An 11,475-nucleotide genomic window follows, 5' to 3' on the forward strand; every position below is an offset into this window, starting at 1 on the left:
CATTCAACCCTAATGGCTTGTCGCCTGACACATTGTCTCACCCCGACTCGGTTGCCATCAACCGCAACCGCAGGCGGTTCAGTGCCTCCCCAGCACTCACCAGCCGGATCCAGTCCCGTCCTCGGGACGAGCCAAGCCGGATGGGGTGACTTTCGCAACCGTCCGGTCCTGCCACAGCGATGTGCACCAGCCCGACCGGTTTCTCATCGCTACCACCTCCCGGACCGGCAATTCCCGTGAGTGCGAGGGCCCAATCGCTGCCTGTCAGCCGTCGCACACCCTCAGCCATCGCCTGGGCGACCGGAGCACTGACAGCGCCGACTTCCTCCAGGAGAGAAGAGGGAACACCCAACAACTCACACTTCACTGCATTGGCATAGGCGATCACACCGCCGAGCAACACCTCCGAGGAACCAGGAACGGCTGTGAGCTCGGAGCCCAGCCCGCCACCCGTACAGGATTCCGCCACAGCCAGGGTCTCCCCACGCACGCGCAGATGCTTCAGCACCACAGAGGCGAGTGAATCATCGTCGGCACCGAAACAGAGATCGCCTGTTCGGTCGCGGAGATTTCGTTCGGTCTCATCCACGAGCTCAAGGGCTTCAGGCTCCGAAGACGCACAGGCAGTGATGCGCAGCTTCACCTCGCCGCGGCCGGCGTAGGGAGCCACCGTAGGGTTGGCCTGATCCAACAGATCACTGACCTGCTGAGCCAGGGTTGATTCGCCGATTCCCCAGAAGCGGAGCAACCGGCTGACAAAAACGCCATTGGAGAGTCCCGACTGGCTAAACCAAGGAGCCGCTGTGGCTTGCCACATGGCACGCATCTCACTCGGAACCCCCGGGAAAGTGAGCACCGTGAAGTCTTCAGTGGGTGACCAGATCATCCCCGGCGCCGTTCCCGTGGGATTGGGAAGCAATGTCGCGCCGACAGGCAGGAGGGCCTGCCGCCTGGTCTCAGGGCCGGGCTCCCTTCCACGGCTGCGTGACTTGGCCGTGATGTCAGCCCAGACGTCGGCCCGCTCCTCGAGGGGAGTCGCGAAGGCCGCAGCGATCGCTTCGGTGGTGAGGTCATCGGGGGTCGGGCCCAAACCACCCGTGGTGATCAACACCCTGGAACGACAGGAAATCTCCCGCACCTGCGCGATCAAACGATCCCGGTTGTCTCCCACAACGGTTTGCCGGAAGTGAGGCAGACCCAGAGCAGCCAGCTGCTCGGCAAGCCAGTGAGCATTCCCATTCACAATATTCCCGAGCAAAAGCTCCGTACCGATGCAAAGAATCTCCACGCCAGTACGGCCGGCACCGTTAACCATGGTGATCGCAGGAGCAGGATTGCCGATTCCCCGGGAGGGCATCCTCTGCCGCCGCGTCCTGAGCCAGCTCTGCCTGTTTCTGTCTCTGCATCACCACCACAGTGCCAACGAGGATGGCCGTCGCCAGCCCTAACCAGAGAAAGCGCATTTCCACATTGGCCACCACCATGGCCAAGGCAGCAAGCCACTGGGTGAACACATAGATCAGCAGCACGGTGCGACGGTGGCTGAACCCCGCTCTCAGAAGCCGGTGATGCAGATGGCGACGATCCGGATAGAAGGGGGAATGTCCGGAACTCAAGCGCCCCATGATCACGGCCGACATGTCGGCTAGTGGCAAAGAAAGAATGAGCAAAGGCAGCAGCAAACTCACCGTGGTGAGGCCTTTCGCTGGGCCAACGATGCTGATAGCAGCGAGGCTGAAACCGAGAAAGTATGACCCGCCATCACCCATAAAAATCCGTGCAGGATTGAAATTGTGCCGGAGAAAACCAAGACAACTTCCAGCCAACGCTGCCGCCAGGAACGCAGCAGCGACTTGATGCAGTGAAAAACTCACGGATACCAGTCCGATGGCCGCGATCCCAGCGACTCCGGCCGCTAGGCCATCGAGTCCGTCGAGCCAATTAATTGCGTTGGTGATGCCCACAAGCCAGATCACCGTGGCGATCAGGCTCACCAAGCCCGGAAGCACAACAGCGTCAGCGGTGCTGGAAGCCCAAGGCAAATCGATGGCGCCGATCCTCACGCCCTGGGACCAGACCACCATGGCGATCGCCACCTGGCCTGCCAGACGAGGCCAAGGTGACAGAGAAAAAAGATCATCGGCCAAGCCGATAATGAAGAAACACAGAGACCCTGCAAGCGTGGTCCAGATCAACTGATCCCTCGCGGGGATGAGCATGCCGAAACCACCGGCCATCCACGTGAGACCGAGCGCAACACTGAACCCGAGCACCATGGCCACGCCACCGAGACGGACCATCGGCACGCTGTGCTGCTTGCGTGAGTCAGGAGCATCGGTGAAGCCGTGGCGAAGGCCAAGCCTGCGTATCAGGGGCACGGTCACCATGGTGACCAGAGCCGCCGCCAGGAAAATCACCACAGCGACTGCGAGAGGAGTGCTCGCAACGGTCACGCAAAACTCCGAAGAGGACGACCCAACAAGGGTTTGATAGCGCCCAATTTAGGCAGACCTGAATTCGCAATCCAGGTCTGCATGGTCCAGTCAGACAAGCGCCGGCTCCGTCGCCTGTGCGTAAAGGGGGAAGCGACGGCAGAGATTCGCCACTCGCTCAAGACAGCGCGACTGAACCGCGTCGTCTGCGGGATTCAAGAGGCGATCGGCAATCACCTCCGCCACCTCAGCAAATGCATCGGTATCAAAACCTCGGGTGGTGAGAGCGGCGGTCCCTAAGCGCAGCCCGCTGGTCACGAAGGGAGATTCTGGATCAAAAGGAACCGTGTTCTTGTTGGCCGTGATGTGCACATCGCTCACCAGGAGATCGGCCACCTTGCCGGTCATACCGATGCTGCGCAGATCAAGCAGCACCACATGGTTATCAGTCCCCCCACTCACCACGTCAATGCCGCGGGCCATCAATCGGTCGGCCAAGGCTTGAGCATTAGCCACAACCTGCTGGCTGTAGACCTTGAATGATGGCCGGAGAGCCTCACCGAAGGCCACGGCCTTGGCCGCGATCACATGTTCGAGAGGCCCGCCTTGCGTGCCAGGAAACACGGCCTTGTCGAACTTCTTGGCGAAATCAGCATCCCGGCAGAGAATCAGACCACCGCGAGGACCGCGCAGCGTCTTGTGTGTAGTTGTGGTGACCACATCGCAGTACGGAACAGGGCTGGGATGGACGCCTGCTGCCACGAGGCCAGCGATATGAGCCATGTCGGCAAGCAAGTAAGCGCCAACTTCATCGGCAATCGAACGAAAAGCCGCAAAATCAATCGTTCGAGGGTAGGCCGAGTAACCACAGATGATCAGCTTGGGCTTGTGCTCGAGAGCCAGCTGACGGATCGCCTCCATATCCAATCGCTGGGTCTCTTGATCGACCCCGTATTGGACAACGTCGAACCATTTCCCACTCACATTCACCGGTGAGCCATGGGTCAGGTGACCGCCATGGGACAGATCCAGACCCATGATCGTGTCGCCGGGCTGAAGCAGGGCCAGGAAAATAGCGAAATTGGCCTGGGCACCACTGTGAGGCTGAACGTTGGCCCAGGCTGCACCAAAGAGTTCCTTGGCCCGCTCAATCGCCAGTTCCTCGATGGCATCCACGTGCTCACAACCGCCGTAGTAGCGCTTGTTTGGAAGGCCTTCAGCGTATTTGTTGGTCAACACAGACCCCTGGGCTGCCATCACGGCGCTCGAAGCAAAGTTCTCCGACGCGATCAGCTCAAGATGGGTTTCCTGACGCTCGCGCTCCTGATCGATCAGGCGGGCAATCGCAGGATCAGAGTCTGCCAGGGGTGCATTGATCGGAGCGGTTGCGAAATCCACCATGCGTTGCCTCGATGCGTTGTTTTGATGGTAAGCAACGGTCAACAGCAGCAGCGCTAGACAAAAAAAAACTGCCCGAAGGCAGTTGAACAACGCGCCTGGAGAGATTCGAACTCCCGACCCTCTGATCCGTAGTCAGATGCTCTAATCCGCTGAGCTACAAGCGCTGGCGCTTCACTATCTGACCCCACGAAGGGGCCCTTCGTCAACTGGCGCACATCCTCACGCGAGAATCGTTTGCATTCCATTCGGTCTCCCTCCATGCCGATCCGCTGGTACGGGCCTGCTGATCCCGCTGATCCCACTTACAGGCATTTCAACCGGGTGGTGAATCTCACGCTTCACGCCATGGTGTTCGCCGCCGTGAACAGTGGGCTCTGGTTCCTGCAAGAGATCCGCCATCCCTGGAACCATCTCAGTGTTCTCACTGGCCTGTGGCTTGTCGGACTGGCTGTGCATCTCTCGATGGTGCTGAAACTGCGGCCAGAAGTGGATACAGACAACATGGCGTCCTAAAGCCAGCATGCACCTGTTTGAACGTCTGCCATGACCATGGATGCCGCTGATCTGCATGATCTGAGCTCGGCCATCGGCGATCGTCTGTACTTGCAGGTCGCCGGCTGGCATCTTTACCTCAAAGATGCGGGCCTTGCCGAGTCCCTCGCGATCGAATGCAGCGCACTCGTCGATCAGGGAGCGGCGATCGCCGCTCGACATGCTCTTGAGCGTGTCCAGGTCCCGATCGGAGGCGGAAGCAGTCGATTGCCTCTCGCCAGGTTGTTGCCGTCCTCCCAACTTTCCGACCTCGAACAGATTCTTGAGGACCACGGCCGATAAGGTTGCTCTGATCTGGGAAAACGCGTGCTGATTATCGAGGTCACCAACGCACGTGAGGTGGTGCGTCAGCGCATCGGCCGCCTTGGGGAGCGCCTGATTGGCAAGGTCGTGGACCCCGAAGCCCAGGTGGAGAAGGCCCTGATTCAGGAACTTGATACAGCCTTCCGTGAGTTTGGAATTGAAGCTCGCATCGTGTCGGTGCAAGGGCCACAGCTCGTAGGCCGGCAGCAGCTCGAGTTGCCGATTCAGGTGCGCGATGACAGGAGAGTGACGCTCAGCGACGGCTGAAACGCCTTGCAATCCCTTGATTGATCTCAACAACTTCAACGATTCCGAGCGCCTGGCCGCACAACGCAAACAGAACCCCTCCGAAGCCACCGGAGAAAGCAACCTGAATCCCGCGGCCGATCAGATCAGGAGGCCATCGCACCATTGTGCTGAGCCCCCAGGCCGCACAACCGGCTAGTGCTGCCGATGCTGAGAGTCGTAGGACGTCATATCCCCAGCTACGCAGAGGCAGACCTCCCAAGCGTTGCTGGAGCACTAAGAGAAGAGCGAGACAGGTCAGGGAATTGATCAGCACCGTGGCCAGCACCAGCCCAGGCGCCCCGAAATTAAAGGGCAGCTGAGGGCCCCAAGGGGAGGGCCCCCCAACCAAGGCCCAGTCGAACAGAACATTCAGACCGATACCCGCCAACGACAGCCGGAAGGGAGTTGAGCCGTCTCCAAGGGCGTAGAACACGCGCACGAGCACATCGCGGCCGAGATAGGCCGGCATCCCGATTCCATAAGCCATCAACAGCCCGGTGACCAACTGCGCCGCCTCAGCATCAAAGGCACCGCGCTCATAAACGAGCGCAACGATCGGAGCAGCCAATGCCAGGAAAAGGGCCCCCAGCGGCAGCATCGAAGCAGTGGAGAGCATCAGGCCCTGACGGATCCTGGCGATGAGCTGAAGCCGATCCTCCGGAGCCGTGAGCCGGGAGAACGTGGGTAGAAGCGGCACCAACAAGGCATTGGAAATCAGTCCGAGTGGTGTCTGCACCAGCAAGTTCGCGTAACCAAGCCCTGCGGCTGCGCCGAGGATGCCCGACGCGAAGAACAGATCCGTAAAAACATTGATCTGAAGCATTCCGGACGACAGGGTGGCTGGGCCCATCACCCGCCAAACCTCACGCACCCCGGGGTGCCCCCAATCCCAGGACAGTTTGAACCGGGCCAGTCGCTGCCGAATCAAGGCTGGCAACTGCAACAACCACTGCAAGACGGCTCCAGAGAGCGTGGCCAGGGCCAGCACCACCCCTCCCCAGAGGGCATGCTCTGGCAAAGCGATGGCAGACCCGAGCTGCCACCAGAGCAAGCCGACTCCAAATATCAGCGCCAAGCTCGACATCAGCGGGGAAATCGCTGGGATCCAGAATTCGTCCGCGGCATTGAGCGATCCAAAGCCAAGACCGATCAGACCAGCGAGCAGGGCCATCGGGGCCATCACCTGCAACTGCGCGACAGCAATGCGATGAAGCTCGGGCGGCAGGCCTGGCCCAACCAGGGTGATTAATGGACCGGCAGCCATCACCAGCACCACCGTGACAGCCAGAAGCAGGGCACTCACCGTGGTGTTCAGCGTGGCGAGAATGTGGGCGCCTTCGTCTCTGGGCCTACGGCTGAGCACACTCACCATGGCGCTATGGAAGGGACCGTTGATGCCCCCCAAAAGGATGAGGAGAAAACCCGGAAGCACATAGGCGTAGTTGTAGGCGTCGTAGGCAGCGCCAACGCCGAACGCTGCAGCGATCACCAATTGCCGGACAAGGCCTCCGAATTTGCTGAAGAGAGTCCCAACGGTGACCACGAGGGCAATGCGCTTGAGAGATCTCGCCATCAGCGCTGCCAACCCGCCATTACTGCACTCATTCTCGGTCGATTCCCAGGCACCATGGCCCCAACTTGCCCGCCCCCATGACCGGCACCCCTCTCCTCTCATTTGAACCACTCACGGAGGGGATTTTGATCAAGCGCTACAAGCGCTTTCTGGCTGACATCGAGCTGAAAGATGGATCCTGCGTGACCGCCCACTGCGCCAACACCGGACCGATGACCGGTGTGCTGATTCCAGGGCAGCGAGTACGCCTTCGCCATGCCCCATCCCCAACCCGCAAGCTGGCCTGGACCTGGGAACAGGCGGAAGTACCCGGCGCTGATGGGAATCCTTGTTGGGTTGGCATCAACACCGCCTTACCCAACCGCTTAATCAGGGCGGCAATTGAAGCCGGATACCTGAACGAGATCGTTGGTCCGATCAGTGAGATCAGACCCGAGGTGGCCTATGGCGAGAACAAGCGCAGTCGCATTGATCTGTTGCTCACGCCAATGGCTAATGCGGCAGATCCAAGGCCCATTTATGTGGAAGTCAAAAACACAACCTGGTGCGAGGGATCACTGGCACTGTTCCCGGACACCGTCACCGAACGTGGCCAGAAGCATCTTCGGGAACTCATGAGCGTGCTGCCGAACGCGAGAGCCCTTCTGGTGCCTTGCCTCAGCCGTGATGACCTCAGTGCGTTCGCACCGGGAGACAACGCAGATGCCCACTACGGAGAGCTGTTCCGAGAAGCCTTGTCGAAAGGGGTGGAAGTCTTCCCCAGCGCATTCCGATTTGAACGCGACAAAATTGTCTGGCTAGGTAAGCGCGCCGTTCAGGAGAGGCAATCGCCGGTTTGGTAACAACGGCGACTTGAAAGGTGTACCTGCAAGTACATCTTAGGTCGGTGAGACGGTCATCACGACAGTCCGACCTGCAGTTCCGCTTTCTTTTCATGACAACTGCTCTGAACACTCCATCAGGGAGGCGAAAAGCTCTCCAGGAGGCAAGCCTGCTTGAGGGGCCAATGCTCCTTCTGCAAAGCATCCGAGGTTTCAGAACGAACCGAGCACTCCTTTGGCTTGCTTGTGTGCCAGTCGCTCTCTTCGGCCTTGGCATTTTCAATCTCTCCGCACACGCCGAAGAACTTCCCGAACTCAACGCAGCTTTCCTTGCAAACAATCTTTGGCTGCTGGTCGCGACAATTCTCGTGATCTTCATGAACGCCGGCTTCGCAATGGTGGAAGCTGGCATGTGTCGTCAAAAAAACGCTGTCAATATTCTCGCCAAGAATCTGTTTGTTTTCGCTCTTGCGGTCACAGCCTATTGGTTCATTGGTTATTCATTGATGTACGGCGGCTCAGTTGTTGATGGTTGGCTGTATTTCAAGGGCTTGTTCTTCGACCCAGCTGTTTCGGCGGAAACCATCAGCGAAGCTGGCTTGGTTCCAACTGTTGATTTTCTCTTTCAAGCAGCATTTGCCGGTACAGCTGCAACCATCGTGTCCGGCCTTGTCGCCGAGAGGGTGAAATTTGGCGAATTTGTTGTTTTCGCTCTCATTCTCACTGCAGTTATTTACCCGATTGCTGGTAGCTGGGAATGGAATGGTGGCTGGCTTAACAGCGTCGGCAACAAAGAATTCATTGACTTCGCAGGTTCATCCATCGTTCACTCCGTTGGAGCTTGGGCTGGACTGGTAGGCGCCATGTTGCTTGGCCCACGTATCGGCAAATACGTTGACGGACGAACGCAAGCCATTCCAGGCCACAACATGGCCATTGCAACACTCGGCGCACTCATTCTCTGGATCGGCTGGTACGGGTTTAACCCTGGCTCCCAGTTGGCCATGGACCAATGGGTTCCTTACGTTGCAGTCACAACAACACTTGCTGCCGCAGGCGGAGCCATCGGCGCAACAATCATTTCAACGATGACATCTGGCAAGCCTGACTTGACCATGATCATCAATGGAATTCTCGCCGGCCTTGTGAGCATCACAGCAGGTTGCGGGAACCTCACCCTGGTGGGGTCCTGGGTTGCTGGACTCATCGGTGGTGTGATTGTCGTGTTCTCAGTTTCTGCACTCGATTCAGCAGGAATTGATGATCCCGTTGGAGCTTTCTCTGTCCACGGCGTCTGTGGAGTTTGGGGAACGTTGGTCGTTGGACTCTGGGGTTTTGACATCCAGGGTGATGGCTCACCTCTTGGACTCCTTGTCGGTGGTGGAGTTGAGCAGCTCGGCATTCAAGCTCTCGGTTGTGCTGCCTATGCCATCTGGGCACTGGTGACCTGCTGGATTGCCTGGAGCATCATTGGTGCACTCTTCGGAGGCATCCGTGTCACCGAGGAAGAAGAGACCATCGGCCTCGATATCGGTGAGCACGGCATGGAGGCCTATCCGGACTTCGCTTCTGCAGGAAACTGATCACCAGTTTTTGTCTTAGAGCCCCGGCCACAACGCCGGGGCTTTTTTATGGAAAGGGTTGCCCTGTCTCAAGCAGATGAGCCAAGCCTGACCCACAGCCCATAGAGTCATCGCATCGTCGCCGCGGCTATGGATACCCACGCCTTCAAGCGCTCCCTGCACCATTCAGATCGCTACAACCGCCGAGGTTTCGGACGTGCCGATGAGGTAGCAGGAAGCCTTGAGCAGGCCTACCAAAGCAGCCTGATCGGATCCATCCGAGACAACGGCTACCAACTCAATCACGGTCGGCTTCAGGTACGCCTGGCCAAGGATTTCGGCTTCTGCTGGGGGGTGGAGCGCGCTGTCGCCATGGCCTACGAAACACGCAAGCACTACCCCGGTGAGCGTTTGTGGATCACCAACGAAATTATCCACAACCCCTCAGTGAATGACCATCTCCGCGAGATGAACGTTCAGTTCATCCCTGTTGAGCAGGGTGTGAAGGACTTCTCGGGTGTTACGTCCGGAGATGTGGTGATCCTTCCGGCCTTCGGCGCAACGGTTCAGGAAATGCAACTGCTCAACGAACGGGGCTGCCACATCGTTGACACCACCTGCCCCTGGGTCTCCAAGGTTTGGAACACTGTGGAAAAGCACAAGAAACAGACCTTCACCTCAATCATTCATGGCAAGGTGAAGCATGAGGAAACCTTGGCCACCAGCTCCTTCGCTGGTACCTACCTCGTGGTTCTTGATCTGGAAGAGGCACAGATCGTTGCGGATTACATTCTCGGTGAAGGGGACCGAGACAGCTTCATGGCTCGCTTTTCCAAAGCCTGCTCTCCAGGCTTCGACCCAGATCAGGATCTAAAGAGACTCGGCGTTGCCAACCAAACCACGATGCTCAAACGGGAAACCGAAGAGATCGGTCGCCTGTTTGAACGCACCATGCTCAGCAAATTCGGCCCAACGCAACTCAATGAGCATTTCCTGGCGTTCAACACCATCTGCGATGCCACCCAGGAACGCCAGGACGCAATGTTTTCTCTTGTGGATGAACCCCTCGACCTGATGGTGGTCATTGGCGGCTACAACTCCTCCAACACAACGCATCTTCAGGAAATCGCCATCAACCGCGGCATCCGTTCGTTCCACATCGACACACCGGAGCGAATCAGCGCCGACAACAGCATTGAACACAAGCCTCTCGGTCAAGAACTCATCCGCGAACAAAATTTCCTGCCAGGCGGAACAGTCACAGTGGGCATCACATCCGGCGCCTCCACCCCGGATCGTGTGGTGGAACACGTGATCCAGCAATTGATCAGTCTCAGCGAGGAAAACTGAAGGACCCGCTCGCTTTACATTGGTTGATCTTGGGGATCACCCCTCCAGGGACGCTCATCCGTGCTGCTCGTGTCGAGACCACCAGCCGATTCCCTTCGCTCTCGCCATGGCCAGGATCCGCAGGTGCGCTGTTACCGCAGCCACTTCAGCGACTGCATGGAGATGCGCGCCAGCCCTGCGGTGGTGGCTAGCTACCTCGATCGACATGACGATTGGTTCCGCCGCAGCGCCGCTCCGATGGAGGTGGAGGCACTGGACGCCCAGACTTATGTCCTCACTCTCGGGAGGTTCGGGAATTTTGGCTTTGAGGTAGAGCCGACCATTGCGTTGCGCCTGCTGCCTGGCCATGAAGGCACCTATGCCATCGAAACGGTAAAGCTGCCGGCGGTGGATCCAGCATTGGCTGCGCTCTACGACGTTGATTTTCAGGCTGATCTCAACCTGATCAACGACGTTGACCAGGGTCTCCCTGCAACTTGTGTGCGCTGGGAGCTTGATCTCAGCATCTGGATCTCACTTCCCAAAGTGATCACCATGCTTCCCGATGGCCTGGTGCAATCCAGCGGTGATCGACTGCTGCGTCAGATCGTGAGACAGATTTCACGACGACTCACTTGGAAGGTGCAGGAAGATTTTCATGGAACCCATGGGCTGGCTTGCCCGCCACGCAGGCGGGCCACCTTCTAATCAGCCCAGGAGCAGTCAGCGACTCGACCAGATCTTGTTGACAATTTGCATTCCACTGACCGCCTGCCAGAGAAAGAGAGTCATCATCCCCATGTTGAGACCCACATGAGCTTTACGGGCAATCAGATTGCCTTGCTGCATGAACGGAGTCAGGGACGCCGCCACCGCGATCATGGCGGTCATGGCGAGACCGGCTAGGAGGTGAGGGCCAACGAACAGCTTGTCGTTATTCAGATAGGTGACCGCCATGCCGCCAATGCTGCCCAGAACGATCAGTCCGAGCAGCACTCCACCCCAACGGAAATGACGCTGAGCGAACTTTCCAGGGATCAGAGCCTTGCGCTCTTCAGGCGTTCCCGTGCGGGTCTTCTTGGCTTTAATTCCCAGATACATCGCATAGGCAGATGCCAAAAGCAACATCCACATCATCAGTGGGTGAACAAAACTCAAGGCGAAAGGCAGCGCGGCAAGCGTCATCACAGGTCATCCCGTGGAGGTTGGCGCGA

The 11,475-nt window shown here is 58.3% G+C and carries 12 protein-coding genes and 1 tRNA gene; 7 read left to right on the forward strand and 6 right to left on the reverse strand.

The annotated features are described in order from the left end of the window. Positions 1-37 precede the first annotated feature (37 nt). From ACLM45_RS07625 to ACLM45_RS07640, 4 genes are all read right to left on the reverse strand, one after another. Positions 38-1,315, reverse strand: coding sequence for a competence/damage-inducible protein A (locus ACLM45_RS07625; RefSeq protein WP_415411383.1), 1,278 nt, complete (start codon positions 1,313-1,315; stop codon positions 38-40). Next, positions 1,308-2,453, reverse strand: coding sequence for a glycosyltransferase family 4 protein (locus ACLM45_RS07630; protein WP_415408654.1), 1,146 nt, complete (start codon positions 2,451-2,453; stop codon positions 1,308-1,310). The genes ACLM45_RS07625 and ACLM45_RS07630 overlap by 8 nt, the downstream gene beginning before the upstream one ends. A 90-nt stretch (positions 2,454-2,543) precedes the next feature. Next, a complete protein-coding gene (gene glyA, locus ACLM45_RS07635) occupies positions 2,544-3,833 on the reverse strand; it encodes a serine hydroxymethyltransferase (protein WP_415408655.1) in 1,290 nt (429 codons plus the stop codon). A 90-nt stretch (positions 3,834-3,923) separates the two neighbouring features. Next, positions 3,924-3,997: transfer RNA gene (locus tag ACLM45_RS07640), tRNA-Arg, on the reverse strand. A 94-nt stretch (positions 3,998-4,091) separates the two neighbouring features. Here ACLM45_RS07640 and ACLM45_RS07645 point away from each other — a divergent pair. The 3 genes from ACLM45_RS07645 to ACLM45_RS07655 are packed head-to-tail and all read left to right on the forward strand — an operon-like array spanning position 4,092 to position 4,955. After that, complete coding sequence (locus ACLM45_RS07645) at positions 4,092-4,346, forward strand: hypothetical protein (RefSeq protein WP_006042342.1); 255 nt, start codon at positions 4,092-4,094, stop codon at positions 4,344-4,346. A gap of 30 nt (positions 4,347-4,376) precedes the next feature. Further along, positions 4,377-4,667, forward strand: a complete 291-nt coding sequence (locus ACLM45_RS07650) for a DUF3181 family protein (RefSeq protein ID WP_006042343.1) — start codon at positions 4,377-4,379, stop codon at positions 4,665-4,667. Positions 4,668-4,691: 24 nt separating this feature from the next. Further along, the gene (locus tag ACLM45_RS07655) at positions 4,692-4,955 is read left to right on the forward strand and encodes a cytochrome-c oxidase (RefSeq protein WP_415408656.1); all 264 of its coding nucleotides are present in this window, start codon (positions 4,692-4,694) and stop codon (positions 4,953-4,955) included. On the opposite strand, the gene murJ is transcribed toward ACLM45_RS07655, so the two are convergent. Then, positions 4,942-6,549, reverse strand: coding sequence for a murein biosynthesis integral membrane protein MurJ (gene murJ, locus ACLM45_RS07660; RefSeq protein ID WP_415408657.1), 1,608 nt, complete (start codon positions 6,547-6,549; stop codon positions 4,942-4,944). The genes ACLM45_RS07655 and murJ overlap by 14 nt on opposite strands. Before the next feature lie 77 nt (positions 6,550-6,626). Here murJ and sfsA point away from each other — a divergent pair, with 77 nt between their 5' ends. From sfsA to ACLM45_RS07680, 4 genes are all read left to right on the forward strand, one after another. Beyond that, a complete protein-coding gene (gene sfsA / locus ACLM45_RS07665; RefSeq protein WP_415408658.1) occupies positions 6,627-7,391 on the forward strand; it encodes a DNA/RNA nuclease SfsA in 765 nt (254 codons plus the stop codon). 92 nt (positions 7,392-7,483) lie between these two features. Next, complete coding sequence (locus ACLM45_RS07670; RefSeq protein WP_415408659.1) at positions 7,484-8,953, forward strand: ammonium transporter; 1,470 nt, start codon at positions 7,484-7,486, stop codon at positions 8,951-8,953. A gap of 129 nt (positions 8,954-9,082) precedes the next feature. After that, complete coding sequence (locus ACLM45_RS07675; protein ID WP_006042348.1) at positions 9,083-10,282, forward strand: 4-hydroxy-3-methylbut-2-enyl diphosphate reductase; 1,200 nt, start codon at positions 9,083-9,085, stop codon at positions 10,280-10,282. A 60-nt stretch (positions 10,283-10,342) separates the two neighbouring features. Further along, complete coding sequence (locus tag ACLM45_RS07680; RefSeq protein WP_006042349.1) at positions 10,343-10,969, forward strand: DUF1997 domain-containing protein; 627 nt, start codon at positions 10,343-10,345, stop codon at positions 10,967-10,969. A 15-nt stretch (positions 10,970-10,984) separates the two neighbouring features. Here the strand turns inward: ACLM45_RS07680 and ACLM45_RS07685 are convergent, their stop codons facing one another. After that, entirely contained in the window at positions 10,985-11,446 is a 462-nt protein-coding gene (locus tag ACLM45_RS07685; protein ID WP_038004521.1) for a DUF4079 domain-containing protein, read from the reverse strand. Positions 11,447-11,475: the final 29 nt, after the last annotated feature.

This window comes from Synechococcus sp. A10-1-5-9, from assembly GCF_047716785.1.
Lineage (GTDB): Bacteria > Cyanobacteriota > Cyanobacteriia > PCC-6307 > Cyanobiaceae > Synechococcus_C.

Bases quoted from the DNA above. Each gene is read 5' to 3' on its own strand.
- sfsA (WP_415408658.1), top strand. From the start codon at position 6,627: ATGACCGGCACCCCTCTCCTCTCATTTGAACCACTCACGGAGGGGATT.
- ACLM45_RS07685 (WP_038004521.1), bottom strand. From the start codon at position 11,446: ATGACGCTTGCCGCGCTGCCTTTCGCCTTGAGTTTTGTTCACCCACTG.
- murJ (WP_415408657.1), bottom strand. From the start codon at position 6,549: ATGGCGAGATCTCTCAAGCGCATTGCCCTCGTGGTCACCGTTGGGACT.
- ACLM45_RS07650 (WP_006042343.1), top strand. From the start codon at position 4,377: ATGACCATGGATGCCGCTGATCTGCATGATCTGAGCTCGGCCATCGGC.
- ACLM45_RS07625 (WP_415411383.1), bottom strand. From the start codon at position 1,315: ATGGTTAACGGTGCCGGCCGTACTGGCGTGGAGATTCTTTGCATCGGT.
- glyA (WP_415408655.1), bottom strand. From the start codon at position 3,833: ATGGTGGATTTCGCAACCGCTCCGATCAATGCACCCCTGGCAGACTCT.
- ACLM45_RS07670 (WP_415408659.1), top strand. From the start codon at position 7,484: ATGACAACTGCTCTGAACACTCCATCAGGGAGGCGAAAAGCTCTCCAG.
- ACLM45_RS07675 (WP_006042348.1), top strand. From the start codon at position 9,083: ATGGATACCCACGCCTTCAAGCGCTCCCTGCACCATTCAGATCGCTAC.
- ACLM45_RS07645 (WP_006042342.1), top strand. From the start codon at position 4,092: ATGCCGATCCGCTGGTACGGGCCTGCTGATCCCGCTGATCCCACTTAC.